We start from the raw sequence: 17,733 nt of genomic DNA, 5'->3' as shown, positions 1-17,733 counted from the left end.
CAAGTACATCTTGGATCTCATAAGCTCAGGATGGGCTTTAAAATATAAACAAAAATTCAGTTTTGAAGATTTACAGCCAATTATTTGACACTTACGCCATTGCAAGCTATTAGGAAAAGAATGCTTTTTATGGTAAAATGACACTATTATATTTGAAGAAAAAGTAAAAATTGAGTTTGAGCATATTACTGTTTTGCTTGAAGAAACTGTTGGAGCACTCAATGTAGATGTGAATCCAAATGGTAATTATATTGATGCAACCTTGGGTGGAGCTGGGCATTCACGCCTGCTTTTGAGCAGATTAGGCCCAGAAGGTCACCTTTATTCCTTTGATCAAGATAAGGTGGCAATTGATAATGCAATTAGCAAAGGATTAGATAATCGATGGACCCTCATACATGATAATTTTGCCAATTTGGCAGAGCATGGTCTTCCTTCAATTGACGGGATTCTCTATGATTTAGGTGTATCAAGCCCGCAATTTGATGTGGCAGAGCGTGGTTTTTCATATAAATTAGATTCAAAACTTGATATGAGGATGGATCAATCAACTAGCTTGACGGCCTATGAGATCGTTAATACATATCCTTTTAACAATTTGATGCGTATTTTTAGTCGTTATGGTGAGGAGCCATTTTCGAAACAGATTGCTAGAAAGATTGAACGGGTTCGTGAAATAAAGCCAATTGAAACAACCACCGAGTTAGCCGATCTAATAAAGTCAGCTCTTCCTCAAAAGGCATTAAAAAAGAAGGGACATCCTGCTAAGCGAGTTTTTCAAGCTCTCCGGATTGAGGTTAATGATGAATTGGGGAGTCTTGAAAAGTCACTTAATTCTGCAATAGGCATGTTGAGTCCTGGGGGACGAATTGCTGTAATTAGCTTTCAATCCCTTGAGGATCGAATTGTTAAACGTATTTTTAAAGAGAACTCTGAGGTAAATGTTCCACACGGGTTACCTATGATTCCAGATGAAATGAAGGCAAAACTTAAGGTTATAGTACGAAAGCCAATTTTAGCAAGCGAATCAGAGTTAGAAATTAATAATCGGGCTCATAGTGCCAAACTACGTGTAGCTGAACGGACTTAAATAAGAAGGGACTTTTAGATGGCTGATAAAAAATCCTTAGATATATCAACGGCTTTACAAAGAGAGAGTTTTAGAATTCGAACAAATACTTTATCTCCTCTTTTGAGGAAAAGGTTTAGTCGACTTACCCATCTCGAACGTGTTTTTTATTGTATGGTAGGTATTACTGTTGTTATTCTCATGGCTGCCACAGTTTTTGTGCGAATGAAAATCTACGAAATTACCTCTACGACGAATGAAATGCGAATTGAAATGAATACAAACCAAACAAAGATTGATCAATATAATCAGAATGTCAATGATGTGACTTCAATGGGTAAGGTATCCGCTGCAGTTACAGCGGATGGGTTTATTCAAGCGTCTCCAGACAATGTTATAAGGGCAACCAAATAATGCTTAGATTTTTACAAAGAATATTTTCCGTGAATAGAATTAAGAAACAAGCAGCTGCAAGCAAAATGACCCCATATGAAAATAGACGGGCCGTAGCTCAACGCTTGTTTTACATAACTCTCATTATTTTTATATTTATTATTCTCCGATTAACATGGATTGTGGCAGCAAATACCATAAATGGTGTTGATTTAGCAAAGGCAGCAAAAGCAAATTATACTGAAACATTTACTGTTTATCCAAAACGAGGCACAATCTACGATCGTACAGGAAAACCAATTGCAGTAGATTCTTCCGTCTTCACTATATATGTCACTGAGGATAAAAACTTTGTAGACACAAGCGGTAAAAAACTTTATGCCGAACCTTCTGAATTTGTATCACTTGAGGATCTTCTTTTAAAGGAGCTCAATATCCCTAAGGCAGATTCTGATAGTCAATTGCGTCGTAAGGGTACGCTTCAGGCCTATTTTGGAACAGCAGGAAACAATATTTCTTTCGACAAAAAGGCAGAAATAGAAAAAGCTGAGCAAGCGGCGGGATTAAAAGGAATTGGCTTTGATACAAACTTAGCTCGACAATATCAAAATGGCGTTTTTGCTTCACAATTTATTGGTACGGCTGGTTTAAAGGATCCAGGTGATCCAGCATCAGGTTTGGTAGGCAAAAATGGTGGGGTTGAGCAAGCTATGGACAGTGTTCTGCAAGGTTCACCAAGCACCGAAACAGTTGAAAAGGATCAATATGGTCGTGCAATCCCTGGTGCTATCGTCTCACAAACCACTGCAAAAGATGGTTCAGATGTCTACTTAACAATTTCTTCAGACTTACAAACCAATTTGGAAAATCAGTTAAACACTTTTGTCACAAATGATAAGCCACAGCAAGTTTCAGCTGTGTTGATGGAGGCTAAAACAGGCGATATTTTAGCAGTCAGCCAACGTCCGACCTATGATCCAAATAATATGTCGACAAACAATGATCCTAATTTTTCATGGGGGAGCAATCTTTATCAAGGTGCGTACGAACCAGGATCAACTATAAAGACCTTCTTAGTTGCTTCTGCCATGGATACAGGTAACTGGCATCCTAATGACACTTATCAACGTACCTTGCAGGTAGCGGATACAACAATCAACGACTGGGATTGGAATGAAAATGGCCATTTCTCAATTAGTGATACTTTTACGTATGCTCAAGGCTTTGCTTGGTCAAGCAATACAGGAATGGGAAAAGTCGAGCTTGCTGAAGGCTATGGTGTCTGGGGAAATTACTTACAACGTTTCGGCTTTGCAAAACCAACTCGTTTGGGAATGGGTGGTGAGTCATTTGGTAGCATGCTACCAGACAGTGTCTCTCAGACTATGTCTGCTTTTGGTCAGGGTATAGATGTGACAATGATTCAAATGCTTAAAGGTTGGACTTCCTTTGCAAATAATGGTGAAATGTTGGAGCCTCATTTCATCAATAAGATCGTTAATCCAAATACAAACCAAGTCCTTCAATCATCAAAAGAAGTAATTGGTAAACCTATTTCTTCTTCAACTGCAAAGTCAATTGATCAATTGATGGTGACTGTTGGCTCAGATGGAACTTATGGCACTGCTAACTATGGAGTTTATAAAAACAAAGGACATGAATCTATCTTCAAGATTAACGGCCAAGTTCCAGCTATTAAAACGGGTACTGCACAAATTGCAAATCCTGATCCTACAAAAGGAGGTTATCTAGAAGGGACAAATGACACCTTGAATTCAGTTGTAATCCTTTATCCGGCCGAAAATCCAGACTATATCTTTTATATGACTACAAAGATTGCACAAAACTACCAATTACCAGATGTAGCAACACTTGCAGATAATTTGATTACTCAAGCAGAAACTTTAAAACCTACTCTTGATGATACAAAAATGAGTATTCCAAATGCCAAAATTAAGGTTGATGACTACAACGGCAAGAGTACGGGTGACACCATGGATGCATTACGTCGTAAGCTTCTACAGCCAGTTGCAATAGGTGATGGTGGTACAATTGTTGCTCAGTCAATACCTGCTAAGAAACAAGTTGATGCAAATTCAAAAATTCTTTTGCTGACAAATGGTAATCACATCATGCCCGATATGTATGGGTGGTCAAAGTCAATGGTTGAACAATTGGCAAAATGGTATAATGTCTCAGTGACATTTAATGGAGATACTGGACAGAAAGGAAAGAGTAGCCCTGGACACGTGACGAAACAGTCAGCAGACCAACTTACCAATGTTAAAACAGGTGACAGTTGGACGGTTACACTTGGAAATACAGAATGATTGGTTGGAGTATACTCGCTACTCTTGTTAGTTTTGCAATAACATTAGTAGGAGTACCCTTATTTATTAAATTCTTGAAGAAGGCGCAAGTGTCTGGTCAAGAAATGCAAGAAGAAGTGCAACAGCACGCAAAAAAAGCTGGAACCCCTACTATGGGAGGAGTCGTTTTTGTAATAATCTCTATTATTGTGGCACTTATATTTGTTCTGATTACGGGAACATCTAAAAGCAATTTTAATGTAGTCTGGATGGTTCTCTTGCTTTATGCTTTTGTAGGAGCGATTGATGATTTCTTAAAAGTCTATCGTCATCAGAACGAGGGATTTAAGGCTTGGCAAAAGTTTCTTGCTCAAATTCTTATTGGTCTATTGGCATACATCCTAATTGGTTTTCCAACAGGTCAAGGTAATTCTATAAATTTCTTTGGTTTTAGTCTTCATTTAGGAATTCTATTTATTCCATTCTTAATTATCTGGTTGGTAGGGTGGTCAAACGCAGTTAATTTAACGGATGGTATTGATGGTCTAGCTGCTGGTTCAGTGATTATTTCTTTGCTTGCTTTTGCTATCATTGCGCTAAGTATTTCTAAATGGGATGTGCTGATCATGATCATGTCTTTGATTGGTGCTCTTCTTGGCTTCTTAGTTTTCAATAAAAAGCCTGCCATGATTTTCATGGGCGATGTTGGTTCACTTGCCCTTGGTGCCTTCTTAGCTGCTATTTCTGTTGTTCTGAGAGCAGAGTGGACACTACTCTTTATTGGTGCTGTGTATGCTATTGAAACACTATCTACAATAATTCAAGTGGGTTACTTTAAACTAACTAAAGGAAAACGAATTTTCCGCATGGCTCCTTTTCATCATCATTTGGAGTTGGGAGGAATATCTGGACAAGGTAATGGCTGGTCTGAATGGAAGATCGACAAGGTTTTCTGGGGAGTGACTGCTCTCGCGTCTGCCTTTGCTGTGATCATTTATTTAGTATTTTAAAATCAGTCTTGACTGATTTTTTTCATTTTTGACTAATTTGAAATAAAAAAATTGAGGGAACTTAGAAATATGAAAATTACAAAGCTTATGAATCCTTTGAAAGGCGAGATTGAATTACCTAGTGATAAATCAATTTCACACCGTGCTGTGATGTTTGGCTCTATAGCAAAAGGCAAAACAATCATTCATCGTCTTTTGCTTTCTGCAGATGTCAAAACCACTCTATCTGCTTTCCAAAAAATGGGGGTAAAGATGAAGTTTGTTGGTGATGATTTGGAAATTGAGGGAAGTAACTTTCATCTAACCCAGCCAAGGACTTCTCTAGATTTTGGAAATTCGGGAACAACAGCAAGACTATTAATGGGCATCCTAGCAAGCCAGAATTTCGAAACTCATCTTGTAGGTGATGAATCTTTATTGAAGCGTCCTATGAATCGGGTAGCGATTCCTTTGAGTCTTATGGGTGCTGATGTGCGTGCCCAAGGTAGTCAAGCAACTTTACCTGTGACAATAAAAGGTGGACACTTGAATCCAATTAACTATGAGATACCGGTGGCCTCGGCTCAAGTTAAGACAAGCTTGATTTTCGCAGCCCTCAGAGCTCAAGGTAAGTCGCATTTTATTGAGCAACTGCAAACGCGAGATCATACTGAAAGAATGCTTCCGCTATTTGGTGGAAAAATTGAAGTTAAAGATCTTGAAATAAAAGTTTCTGGCCCACAAAATCTTTTTGGAACAACGCTTACGGTGCCAGGCGATTTTTCATCAGCATCTTTCTGGATCGTAGCTACTTTGATTGTTCCAGGCTCAGAGCTTCTTTTAAAGAAGGTAGGAGTGAATCCTACAAGAACTGGTCTACTTGACATTGTCAAAACGATGGGAGCCAAAATTGAACTCTTAAATTTTGATCATTCCCATGAGACCGCTGACATTCATGTTACTTACACTGGAGATCTAAGAGGTATAGAAATTTCAGGTGAATTGATTCCTCGCTGTATTGACGAGCTACCAATCCTTAGTTTATTAGCTACTCAGGCTACTGGTGAAACTGTTATCAAGAATGCTAAAGAATTACGTTTTAAGGAGTCAGATCGAATAAGTTCTGTCACCTCGTTACTGAAAAGTATGGGTGCAGATATTACTCCATATGAAGATGGAATGATTATTGTTGGAAAAACGGATTTATCTAGTTCGGAGGTTGAGGCAAACAAAGATCATCGTCTCATGATGACAGCAGTTATTGCGGGTTTAATTGCGGAAAACGGGAACAATTTACCAGACAATATTGAGGAAATTATCTCCACAAGCTATCCAACTTTCTTTGAGGACCTAAGAAAAATATGTCAATAATCTTAATCGGTTTTATGGGAGCAGGAAAGTCTACTATAGCTAAACTTTTCTCTAAAAATTACATAGACTTAGACGAATACATCTCAAAAAAATTTGAGATGGAAGTCTCAGAGTATATCAATAAAAAAGGAATTTCATCATTTCGGAAAATTGAAGAAGAAAGCTTGAAAAGCTTAGTTGGTAAACATGAGATTATCTCAACAGGTGGTGGGATAATAGAATCTTTACAAAATCAAAAGTTTTTATTAAATGAAAATAACGTGGTATATTTGAAGGCTGATTTCAATTGCTTACTTCAAAGACTAGAAAAAGATAAAATTAATCGTCGGCCAATTTTTGAAAATTTGGTTAGAAAAGAGTTAGAAGAACTTTACTATAAGCGCTCTATAATTTATGAAATTTTAGCGGATGAGATAATAGATACAACTGATAAAAAAGTTGAGGAAGTCTTAGCAATCTTGAAGGAGTTTTATTTAGCATGAATAAAAAATACTCAAAGATCTTAAAAGCAAAACTGTCTCAACAGTTTTGCCTTTTTTTATGCAGCTAAATAGACATAGAAGTAATAAAGTAAAGCTTTTGCAAAAATTAAAATTAATGTTAACCCAGTAATTGTATCAATCTGCAATTAAGTTATGATATGGATGATTTATGTAAATAAAAATTATAAGTTTATCTAGTACATGTGCCGAAAGAGCAAGTATGTAACTTAATTGAGTGGTCATGTCCTAAAAGAAAATTGAAATCTAGTAAACTTGAAGGATACCATGAAGAGTGAATTCAGATGAACCAAAAGGATTAGTTAAACGACGGTTAGAAAAATATGCTGTAGTCGAACCTAGATAACGACAAGAGCATCTCTCTTAGCCTTCTATTTAGATGATTGAAATGGCATTCTATGTAACAGATAGTTTTCCTAAGACTGTCGGTAATGCACTAACCATTCTCTGAGAGAATCTCAAACCTAGTCAGTTTCACTTATGATTCGAATCAATCCTGTGAGACGTTAAGGACTTCATTAATTGATCATTTAAAAAATAATAGAACATTGTACTCAATTTTATAAAAGAATTTGAAATTTTATTTATTTGGAGACGCTTAAAGTTAGAGCACGTTTTAATAGAAGCAATGGTTACCAATTATATTATGTTATTTTAAAATATGCATATTTGAAAATATTTCAAGTTATGGATCTCATTTTCAACAAGCTTGGCAGGCTATATTCCTGTTGTAATAAAATACCTAGACAGTTGACCTGACTAGGTATTTTTATGTTTAGAATAAGAAATTTTCCACCATTAGGAAAAACAGTTAGAAGAATGCGTTCTCATAATTTGATATTATTCAGCCATAAAGAAAAAGGAGAAAAAATGACAAAAAAAATATTGCTTGTTTGTGGTGCAGGGGCGTCATCAGGATTTATGGCGGCAGCAGCTCGGAAGGCAGCCAAAAAAGCAGGTTTGAATTATGAAATTAAAGCAAAATCTGAATCGGAATTAGTGGAAAGTCTCCCAGGGCTTGATTTATTGCTAGTTGCGCCGCATCTTTCCTATATGATTGATGAAACTAAAAGAGATTGCGAAGCATATAATGTTGCTTATGCTTTAATTCCTAAAAAAATATATGGCACATTAGATGGTAATGGTTTAGTGGTGTTAATAAATGAAAAGATTGGAAATCAAGCATGGAAGAGATAAAAAAAATAGAGAAAGAAAAGCTGTATTTGTTATCAATGAATGTAATCCTTCATGCAGGAAATGCAAAAGAATTTATTTTTCAAGCAATTCATAAAGCTCAAGAAGGAGATTTCGAATCTTGCAACTTACTTATGCAAGAAGCCAATAGTGAGATTGTTTTAGCTCATAAGTTACAAACTGAAACACTTCAAAAAGAAGCTGAGGGACTAGACTTTCCTTATTCTCCATTATTTGTGCATGCTCAAGACACTCTCATGACAACGAAATCAGAAATTGATTTGATTAAGGAAATAATTCAAATATATAAGGAGTTAAGAAAATAAAATGGATACTTTTATGAATTGGATGACAGATAAATTTGCGCCTAAAGTAAATAAAATGGCCAAGAATCCGTGGGTATCATCCATACAGTCTGCAATTTTAACAGCAATTCCAATGATATTTATTGGATCATTTATGACAATACTGTCACTAATTAAAACTTATTGGCCCGCTATGCCAGATTTTTCACCAATTAGTTCTTTCAGCTTTGGGATATTCTCACTTTTTATTGCATATTTGGTTCCAGAAAATTTAATGAACAATAAGGGGCATAAAAATGAAGCTAAAATCTCTGGCTTAACTGGTGTTGCTTTTTTCCTTATGCTACTTTATCCAACATATGACAAGGCTGGGAATCTTTTACTGAATGCTAATCTTCTAGGGACTGCTGGAATGCTTGATGCTTTGGTAGCTGGTTTAGTAGTAGCAATGATTATGAATCTTGCAACAAAATTTAATCCCTTTGGTGAAGATTCTGCACTACCAGATTTTGTTGCCACTTGGTTTAGTACCCTAATCCCAATTTTAGTTCTTCTTGTGATAGGCTGGTTATTCACTTTCCAGCTTAACATTAATGTTACAACCGTTATTTCCTCAATTTTTAGTCCATTGGTACACCTTGGTGGAAGCTTCTTTGGATTTGTGATTATTATATTCTTGGGTTACTCATTCCTCTATTCTTTTGGAATTTCAAGTTGGATCATTTATCCAGTAGAAATGGCAATTGCATTGCCTGCAATTGCCGAAAATGCAAAAATGGTAGCAGCTGGTCATGCACCAACCAATATTTTTGTTGAGGAAACGATTGGTATCTTTGTGATTGGCGGCGGTGGTTCTACTCTTGCTCTTTGTATTATGATGCTTTTTATGGCAAAATCAGCACGAATGAAAATGGTAGCGCGTGCTGCCATTATCCCGTCAATATTTAACATTAATGAACCCGTAGTTTTCGGTGCGCCAATTGCGTTTAATCCTTTCTTGATGATTCCAATGTGGATTATGGGCCTGGTCGGCCCAATCTTAACGTATGTTGTGATGAAAATTGGGTTAGTCCCAATTCCAGGTCACGTCTTTGGTCTATGGTATCTACCAACTCCAATCTTTGCTTTCTTATCTACTCGTTCAATTGCAGGTCCAATTTATGTTGTTATCTTGTTCGCAATTTCTTGGATCGTCTATTATCCATTTTTCAAGTTTGCCGACAAGGAGGCATTGATTGAGCAAGAGGGAGAGGTGGCTTAAGGTGCTATTAAATAAATTTAATGCCACAACCAGTTTTCCTAAAGGCTTTCTATGGGGAGGAGCCATTGCGGCCAATCAGGCAGAAGGAGCGTGGGATGTTGATGGACGGGAACCATCACAAGCAGATATTATGATCCTACCAGAGGAATATAGTCGTCTAGGATCTTTTGGGGAAAATGTGACTTTAAAAGAAATTCAAACAGCCTTAAACGACAAAACTGGTAATTATCCACGGCGTCGAGGAATCGATTTCTTTCATACATTTCCAGATGATCTGGCACTTATGGCTGAAATGGGCTTTAAGTGCTTCCGTACTTCGTTCAGCTGGTCTCGTATTTTTCCAAAAGGAGACGAACTTGAGCCTAATGAAAAGGGACTTGAGTTTTATGACCGTCTAATTGATAAAATGTTGGAGCTTGGTATTGAACCAGTAATGACAATTTCTCACTATGAAATACCAATCAACTTAATTGTTGAATATGGTGGCTGGGCAAATCCAAAACTCATCGATTTCTTTGTTCGTTTCTCCAAAGTTCTCTTAAAGCGCTACAAAAATAAAGTGAAGTACTGGATAATTATTAACCAGCAAAATGATGTTTATGGCTGGGGCGAGTTTGCCGGACTTGGAATTTTGAAAGGACATGAGAATCAAGAAGAGACAATGTTCCAAGCTGTTCATCATCAATTTGTAGCTACAGCAGAGGTTGTAAAATGTGGTCATCAAATTAAAACAGATATGAAAATGGGAATGATGTTGGGCATTAATGGGACATATCCAGCTAGTTCGCGTCCAGAGGAAGTCATGGCAGCATATGAGCTTTGGAACAGAAACACATTCTTTTTTTCAGACGTAGCTGTCCATGGTGAATATCCAGGCTACATGATTCGATATTTTAAGGATCATAATATCAATTTAATAGTGACAGAGAAAGAGCTTCAACTAATTAAAGAAAATACGGTTGATTATATCTCTTTTAGTTATTACAGCAGTGGGGTTGTGCATGCCGAGAAACCAAACCAGTTGTTGTTGGATAATCCGTATACAAAAGCTTCAATTTGGGGATGGGTAATGGATCCAGTAGGATTTAGGTATACATTCAATGTGCTTTGGGATCGTTATCATTTGCCTTTATTTGTAGCCGAAAATGGAATTGGTGCTGTTGATGAAGTTGTCGATGGAAAAATCCATGACGATTACCGAAAAAAATATCTACAAGATCATGTCCTGCAAATGAAAGAAGCTATTAAAGATGGTGTTAACATTTTTGGCTATGCTTCGTGGGGGCCAATTGATATTATCAGTTATTCCCAAGCAGAGATGAGTAAACGTTATGGTTTTGTTTATGTGGATCTTGACGACAAAGGAAAAGGAACCGGTAAGCGTTTAAAGAAAGATAGTTTTTATTGGTATCAAAAGGTTATCCAATCTAATGGAGAAGAAATTTAATAAATTTATATATGCACGAAAAGGAGTTAGTATCCTTTTTCGTGCATATTTCTTATTAAATAAAAGTATATAATTACATAGCAAAATAATGAAGAAAATAGAAATCTTTTTTGAATATCTTAAAAAACAACCAATTGGTAAATTTATTTCATCAGCTAAATTGGCTGAGATTTTGTCTGTGACGGATCGAACTATTAGAAACTACGTGGTGCAGACAAATAAATATTACCCTGATTTAATTGAAACAGATCGAAATGGATATCGCTTTAATCATGAAAAGGATGTAAGTAGAGAGAAAATTAATGTTAGCGCAGTTGATGGGCGGCGTTTTTCGCTTTTGCGACTTCTTCTACAAAAAGGAGAAGAGGGAGTTGATCTTTTTGATATCGCTGAAGAATTAAAGGTTTCTGAAGCTACAATACGTTCAGATATGTCATTTTTGCAAGTTCTGGCTCAAAATTATCAGTTGGTGATTCGCCAGCACGATTTTTTCTATTTCATAAGAGGAGAAGATGAGCATAAGAGAGCTTTGATTGCTAGCATGATTCGGAAGTCTAGTAATTCAACTCTTTCTCTTGAGTGTGAAATGCAGAAATTTTTAGGAGAAATTTCACTTGTAAAGTTAAAAGATTATTGCAAAAAAATTTTTGCACGCTTTGGATTCAAGACAAATAAATACTTTGAGCAAAATTTTATTTTGCACCTGATAATTTTATTGAATCAAAAAGATACATTGGAAATTTCAAATTTTAAAAGTCCATCTTTAGAAATGATAAACGAAATTTCAAGCTGGATTTATGAAAATTATAAACTTGAGATCAGTCAAAAAGGGAAATATGAATTAGCGTTGTTATGCGATGGGGAGCTTAGTCATAATAAAGCGGAAGTAGATAGCTATGTAGAACAAGAAATCTCTGCAGTATTAAATCAAGCTTTGAAAGAATTAAGTGATGTTTTCCTGATTGATTTTACGGATCAACTTTTTTTGACGCGATTACTTTTGCATATGCAAAATTTATATAATCGAATAAAGGAAAATAAAGTAAAACGTAATTTAAGCGCTATTAATATAAAGATGCAGTATCCTGTGTTATTTGATATGGCAGTTTATCTTTCTTCTATAATTGCGCGTGATTTAAAAATAAAAATCGCCGAAGACGAAATTGCATTTTTGGCTTTACATATTGGCTCATTTTTAGTTGAACAAAAGAATAATTCTAATAAAATTAGGACTTTTCTTTCCGTTTCTAATTATTTAGATCATATTGATAAAATGAAAAACCTTATTGAGAATAGGTTTGGAGATGAGATATTGATTGTACCAAACAATGAGAATATTGAATTAGAGATCTCTATTGAGGAGCCAAGTATAAGGAATGCCGAGCAGGTGAAGGTGCATGAATTTTTAAATGGTAGAGATTTTGACATGATACAGAATGGGATTAAGCACGTAAAACAGCAACGATATTTACAATTTTTAGAAGGATTGTTACCTAAACTTATTCAGGAGGATGCAAATCTTGAGCTAGAAAGTTCATTGTCAAAAATAGAAGCTTTTAGGAAAATTGGGGATTGGTTTATATCCCATAGTTACACTGAAGAAGATTATTGTGAAAAGTTATTAGAGCGAGAGCAGATGTCACCAACAACTTTTGCCAGTGGAGTTTCTATTCCTCATGCTATTAAATATGAGACTAAAAAAACGGGGCTATTGATTATCAGACCCAAAGACGAATTTTTTTGGGATGAACATAAAGTGATATTGGTTATTGCACTTGCGGTTAGTAGTGGGGATTCATTTGACTTCAATCGAATTTTTCCACGTATGGTTGAATGCCTAGTGGATGAGTATCACGTGAAATATCTGAAAGAAAGCAGAAGTCAAACGGAATTTATCCAACGTTTAATTGCGATGATGACGGCTGATGGATATTATGAATAGGCTTCCTTTAAAGTAATTATTTGAGATAGAGTTTTAAAAAATATTGGGTGTAATTAGACTTATATAATTTTTTGAAAACTTTAGCAGATATGATGTTCAGCTAGGTTGGGGGGTGCTTTCTAAATATATTTAGATGAATGCTAAAGTTACTGAGACTTTGTTTTTATTGGCTTTTTCTTTGTATATTCCTGAGTTCCGAAAGATTGGCCTGTGGTATAATTAGGAATATGATAATTTTACAAGGAAATGATTTAGCACGTACATTTGGAGCAGATGTTTTATTTGAAAATATCTCTTTTTCGATACAAGAAAAATCTAGAATTGCACTAGTTGGTAAGAATGGAGTGGGGAAGTCTACTTTACTAAAAATTATTGTTGGGGAAGAAGAACCATCAAGTGGAACAATTACGATTCAAAAGTCTGTTACAATAGGTTATTTGGCTCAAAATACAGGCCTTTCTTCTGAAATAACAATTTTAAAAGAGTTGGAGTCGGTTTTCGAAAATCTGAGTCTCCAAGAAAAAGAGCTTCGGGCCATGGAATTTCAAATGGCAGAACTTTCTGGTCAAGAATTAAATGATTTGATTAAGCGTTATGATACTTTAAATGAAAGTTTTAGCCGAAATGGTGGATATACCTTTGAATCGGACTTGAAAGCCATGCTTAATGCATTTAAATTTTCTGAAGAAATGTGGGACTATAAGATTTCGGATTTGTCTGGGGGACAAAAAACTCGCTTAGCCCTGGCAAAGATGCTCTTGATGGCTCCAGATATATTGATTCTTGATGAACCAACCAATCATTTGGATATTGCGACCCTAGCTTGGCTTGAAAATTATCTTTTAAATTACCGAGGTGCCATGCTTCTTGTTTCCCACGACCGTTATTTCCTTGATCGGGTGGCTAATGAAGTCTATGAAATGTCTCGCGGTCACTTGACACATTATGTGGGAAATTATTCTGCTTATGTTGAAGCGCGTGAGGCTAAGCTTTTGACAGAGGAAAATGAATACGAAAAGCAGAAAAAAGAAATTGCTGCTTTAGAGGACTTTGTTGCGAAAAACCTTGTACGAGCCTCAACAACAAAGCGAGCTCAGTCTAGGCAAAAACGGTTGGATAAGATGCAGAGATTAGATGTTCCTCAGAATACAGATAAAATTGTAAATGTGATTTTTTCACCCGACAAAACTTCTGGAAATGAAGTACTCAAAGTGACAGGAGCCAAAATTGGTTATGATAAGCAAGTTCTTGCCAAAAACATAAATCTTAACCTACCCAAATTGGGCTCTGTTGCTATTGTTGGTCCTAATGGAATTGGTAAGTCAACCCTTTTAAAAACAATTATCGGCCGTCTTGAATTAATTGACGGGGAAATTAAGCTTGGCGCCAATGTAACGATTGGATATTATGATCAGGAACAGGTAGATTTGACGGCTTCAAATTCAGTCCTTGATGAATTATGGAATGCTCATAGAACAGTTTCGGAAACAGAAATCCGTACGATTTTGGGCTCTTTTCTCTTTAGTGGTGAAGATGTCAAGAAAACAGTGGGGATGCTTTCAGGTGGAGAAAAAGCTCGTCTCCTTTTAGCAAAGTTATCAATGCAACATGATAATTTCTTGATTCTTGATGAGCCAACTAACCACTTAGATATTGAGAGTCGTGAAGCACTCGAAGAAGCTTTAGTGGATTACAAAGGTACACTTCTTTTTGTTAGCCATGATCGCTACTTTATCAATCAAGTGGCTTCTGAAGTTCTAGAGATATCTACTAATGGTAGTCAACTTTATAAAGGTAATTATGACTATTATCTGGAGAAGAAGGAATTAGAGGAAGCACAAAATGAAACCATTGAATCTCAGCATAAGAAAAAAAATGATAATCGAACTGAACAAAAGGTTGAGGCGCGTGAACAAAGAAAAATTGAACGTGAAATTGCTGAAATCGAAACAAAAATTTCAATGATTGATAATCGAGTAATTTTGCTTCATGAAGAAATGCTAAGAAATACTGATGATTTCGTTGAATTAGGTGAATTACAAAAAGAACTAGACAGACTGCTAGTTGAGAAAGATGAAATCGAAGAACACTGGTTGGAATTATTAGAAGTTTAATCGAGAGTATTTAGAGAGTTATGGAAAAATAATATGACATTTTACGAAGAATATAAAAAAGGACATCTTGTAGTTCCAGCTGCTCTGTTGGAAAATTTCAATGAGATTTTTGATTCATCTGAAGAATTTTTGGTTTGGTTATTTTTTCTCTATGAGAAAGAAAGTGCACCAAGTGATATTGCTGAAAAAATTGGTAAAACTTTAAATGAAGTTAATACAATCATTCAGAGAATGCAAGATTCTGCAGTCTTAAAAGTTACAGTAATTGAAATTTCGGGACAAATGGATATGATTTTTGATGTGTCACCAGCCATGGAGAAATTAGATAGTTTGTTGGAAGGTAAAATTTCAAGGGCTGGAAAAACTGATAATGCTAAAAATACAAGTAAATTGCAAAAAATTTCACATGCTTTTGAAGCCGAAATGGGTATGATAAGTCCCATGCAACTTGAAGAATTGAGAAAATGGCTAGAAATAGACCAATTTAATGTGGACTTAATCCTAGCTGCGCTTCGTGAAGCTTCTATTAATCGTAAGGTATCCTTGAATTACGTAAGGGCTATTTTACGGCATTGGAAGATGGAAGGAATTTCGACAGTTAAGGAGGTTGAAATTCAACGCGAGGAGCGCGAAATTAGCATGCAAACTAAAAATGCGAATTCTGAACCTTCAAGTAATTTAACAATTCCAATTGACGGTCCATGGAGTAAGAATAATGATAAGTAAACAGAAATTTCTGGAGGCTTTAGAAATTATTAATGAAATGTTTCCAGACGCTCATGGGGAACTAAATTGGAACACGCCTTTCCAATTATTGGTTGCAACCATTTTATCCGCTCAAGCTACGGATAAAGGTGTCAATAAAGCAACTGTAGCCTTGTTTGAGCACTTTCCAACAGTCACAAGTATGGCAAATGCTGAAATTGTGGAGATTGAACAGTTTACTAAAACAATTGGTCTCTATCATAATAAGTCAAAGAGCTTAAAAAAGACCGCTGAAATGCTGTTGGAATGGGGCTATTCAAATAACGAATTGCCAAAGGATAAGAAGGAATTACAACTCCTACCTGGAGTAGGAAGAAAGACAGCAAATGTTGTTTTAGGTGAAGTTTATGGAATTCCTGGAATTGCTGTAGACACCCATGTGGAACGTGTTTCAAAACGCTTATCTCTGGTGAAGCAGGAGGCTAGTGTCATCGAAGTTGAAGAAAAATTGATGAAGGTTATTCCTGAAGATAAATGGGTTTCAAGCCACCACCATCTTATTTTCTTTGGCCGCTATCACTGTACTGCTAAAAATCCAAAATGTAATTTCTGTCCGCTGATTGTTTATTGTAACTTTGGTCAAGCTAGAATGAAGGAAGGGATCCATGTTTAGATTAGGAAAAAGATTAAGGGCTATTGCTGATTTAGTAGCTGATGGAGCACGTATTGCTGATATTGGATCTGATCACGCAAAATTATTGATTTTCTTGGTTGAGACAGGGAAAGTATCTTATGCAGTAGCTGGTGAAGTGGCTAGAGGACCTTATGAGATTTCATTGAAAAATACTAAAGATATTCCTGAAATTACTGTTCGTCTGGCTAATGGCCTTTTTGCGATTGAAGAAGCTGATGTCATTAACACAATTGTAATTGCTGGTATGGGTGGTATATTAATTTCTGAAATTTTGGAAGCAAGAAAAGAGTTTACTACAAAAGTTAAACATCTTATTTTACAACCAAATAATGAAGAAGCCGCGGTTCGATTTTGGTTAATGAAAAATGGTTTTAAGTTAGTGAATGAGCAGATTTTAGAAGATCGTGGAAAGATTTACGAAATCATCGTAGCAGAAGCTGGTGATATGTTGCTTAATGAAGATGAGATGAAGTTTGGCATTTTTTTAAATAAGCATGAAATTTTTAAAAAAAAATGGAGCCAACGTTTGTCAGAAATTAACTATGTACTATCTGTTTTGCCTGAAAGTCAAGAAACTGAAAAGCAGAAAATTATAGCCGAGAAAAATCAAATTGAGAGGTTTATAAAATGATAATTTCAGAATTTGTAAAATTATATGAAGAGTTTTGTCCAAAAGAGTTATCAGAAGTTGGAGATCCAGTTGGCTTGCAAATTGGTAGTCTGAAAAATGAGGTCAAAAAAATATTGGTGACCTTAGATGTTCGTGAACAAACAGTTGAAGAAGCAAAAAGGGTTGGTGCAGACTTGATTCTGGCCAAACACCCAATCATCTTTACACCATTATCTAATTTGACAGATCTTGACAGTCAAGAGAAAATTGTAATGGACCTAGTCGTTGCGGGAATTTCAGTATACACCAGCCATACGAATATTGATATTGTGTTAGGAGGAATTAATGACTTCTTTGCTTCAAAACTAGGTTTGACCAATGTGACGTTCTTACTTGAAAATGGAATGGGAAGAGTTGGAGATCTCCCAGAAGAGATCTCGCTACAAGATTTCATTGATCAAGCCAAAAAAATTTTTCACCAAGAAAGATTTCGAATCGTCAGCTATAATCATGATTTGACGCGTTCAATTCATCGCGTGGCTATTTGTGGTGGAGCTGGGAGCAAGTTCTGGAAAGATGCCTTAGCAAAAGGAGCAGATTTATTTATCACAGCGGATGTCTTTTATCATGTTGGACATGACATCTGTTCTACAAGTCTGACAGTTCTTGATCCAGGACATTACATGGAACATCTTTTTGTCCCCTTAGTGACAGAAAAATTAGATTCAATAATTTTTGAGCATCAATTAGCTGTAAAAGCTATTAAATCCATTGAAAACACTAATCCATTTTATGATATTTAGAAAATAAATGCTATAATGAGTCGAAAG

The 17,733-nt window shown here is 35.9% G+C and carries 16 protein-coding genes; all 16 read left to right on the top strand.

The features are described 5' to 3' along the window. Positions 1-169: 169 nt before the first annotated feature. Positions 170-1,090 carry a 16S rRNA (cytosine(1402)-N(4))-methyltransferase RsmH gene (rsmH, locus tag HNQ37_RS05080; RefSeq protein ID WP_183539938.1) on the top strand — a complete coding sequence of 307 codons (921 nt, stop codon included), beginning with the start codon at positions 170-172 and terminating at the stop codon, positions 1,088-1,090. A gap of 18 nt (positions 1,091-1,108) precedes the next feature. Then, positions 1,109-1,483 carry a hypothetical protein gene (locus HNQ37_RS05075; protein WP_183539932.1) on the top strand — a complete coding sequence of 125 codons (375 nt, stop codon included), beginning with the start codon at positions 1,109-1,111 and terminating at the stop codon, positions 1,481-1,483. 29 nt (positions 1,484-1,512) lie between these two features. Further along, positions 1,513-3,792 (top strand): penicillin-binding transpeptidase domain-containing protein, encoded by a 2,280-nt coding sequence (locus HNQ37_RS05070; protein ID WP_183539931.1) that lies wholly within the window; start codon positions 1,513-1,515, stop codon positions 3,790-3,792. Further along, complete coding sequence (mraY, locus tag HNQ37_RS05065) at positions 3,789-4,781, top strand: phospho-N-acetylmuramoyl-pentapeptide-transferase (protein WP_221289065.1); 993 nt, start codon at positions 3,789-3,791, stop codon at positions 4,779-4,781. Before HNQ37_RS05070 ends, mraY begins: the two co-directional genes overlap by 4 nt. Before the next feature lie 69 nt (positions 4,782-4,850). Further along, positions 4,851-6,131 carry a 3-phosphoshikimate 1-carboxyvinyltransferase gene (gene aroA / locus HNQ37_RS05060; RefSeq protein WP_183539930.1) on the top strand — a complete coding sequence of 427 codons (1,281 nt, stop codon included), beginning with the start codon at positions 4,851-4,853 and terminating at the stop codon, positions 6,129-6,131. After that, complete coding sequence (locus HNQ37_RS05055; protein ID WP_183539929.1) at positions 6,122-6,613, top strand: shikimate kinase; 492 nt, start codon at positions 6,122-6,124, stop codon at positions 6,611-6,613. The genes aroA and HNQ37_RS05055 overlap by 10 nt, the downstream gene beginning before the upstream one ends. An 888-nt stretch (positions 6,614-7,501) precedes the next feature. Next, positions 7,502-7,828 carry a PTS sugar transporter subunit IIB gene (locus tag HNQ37_RS05050; RefSeq protein WP_183539928.1) on the top strand — a complete coding sequence of 109 codons (327 nt, stop codon included), beginning with the start codon at positions 7,502-7,504 and terminating at the stop codon, positions 7,826-7,828. Then, positions 7,816-8,151 (top strand): PTS lactose/cellobiose transporter subunit IIA, encoded by a 336-nt coding sequence (locus HNQ37_RS05045; RefSeq protein ID WP_183539927.1) that lies wholly within the window; start codon positions 7,816-7,818, stop codon positions 8,149-8,151. The genes HNQ37_RS05050 and HNQ37_RS05045 overlap by 13 nt, the downstream gene beginning before the upstream one ends. A gap of 1 nt (position 8,152) precedes the next feature. Beyond that, positions 8,153-9,391 (top strand): PTS sugar transporter subunit IIC, encoded by a 1,239-nt coding sequence (locus HNQ37_RS05040; RefSeq protein WP_183539926.1) that lies wholly within the window; start codon positions 8,153-8,155, stop codon positions 9,389-9,391. A 1-nt stretch (position 9,392) separates the two neighbouring features. After that, on the top strand, positions 9,393-10,838 hold the full coding sequence (locus HNQ37_RS05035; protein WP_183539924.1) for a family 1 glycosylhydrolase: 1,446 nt from the start codon (positions 9,393-9,395) through the stop codon (positions 10,836-10,838). Positions 10,839-10,926: 88 nt separating this feature from the next. Next, positions 10,927-12,780 (top strand): BglG family transcription antiterminator, encoded by a 1,854-nt coding sequence (locus HNQ37_RS05030; RefSeq protein ID WP_183539922.1) that lies wholly within the window; start codon positions 10,927-10,929, stop codon positions 12,778-12,780. A gap of 227 nt (positions 12,781-13,007) precedes the next feature. Continuing rightward, positions 13,008-14,894 (top strand): ABC-F family ATP-binding cassette domain-containing protein, encoded by a 1,887-nt coding sequence (locus HNQ37_RS05025; protein ID WP_183539920.1) that lies wholly within the window; start codon positions 13,008-13,010, stop codon positions 14,892-14,894. Between the two features lie 33 nt (positions 14,895-14,927). Continuing rightward, positions 14,928-15,620, top strand: coding sequence for a DnaD domain-containing protein (locus tag HNQ37_RS05020; protein WP_183539918.1), 693 nt, complete (start codon positions 14,928-14,930; stop codon positions 15,618-15,620). Then, positions 15,610-16,272 (top strand): endonuclease III, encoded by a 663-nt coding sequence (nth, locus tag HNQ37_RS05015; RefSeq protein WP_183539916.1) that lies wholly within the window; start codon positions 15,610-15,612, stop codon positions 16,270-16,272. The genes HNQ37_RS05020 and nth overlap by 11 nt, the downstream gene beginning before the upstream one ends. Next, complete coding sequence (locus HNQ37_RS05010) at positions 16,265-16,924, top strand: tRNA (adenine(22)-N(1))-methyltransferase (RefSeq protein WP_183539914.1); 660 nt, start codon at positions 16,265-16,267, stop codon at positions 16,922-16,924. The genes nth and HNQ37_RS05010 overlap by 8 nt, the downstream gene beginning before the upstream one ends. Beyond that, positions 16,921-17,706: a Nif3-like dinuclear metal center hexameric protein gene (locus HNQ37_RS05005; RefSeq protein WP_183539912.1), complete on the top strand. Its 786-nt coding sequence runs from the start codon at positions 16,921-16,923 to the stop codon at positions 17,704-17,706. Before HNQ37_RS05010 ends, HNQ37_RS05005 begins: the two co-directional genes overlap by 4 nt. Positions 17,707-17,733: the final 27 nt, after the last annotated feature.

Origin of the sequence: Lactovum miscens (assembly GCF_014202895.1) — a bacterium.
In the GTDB taxonomy this organism is placed as follows: domain Bacteria; phylum Bacillota; class Bacilli; order Lactobacillales; family Streptococcaceae; genus Lactovum; species Lactovum miscens.
This window is presented reverse-complemented; position numbering and strand designations above follow the sequence as displayed.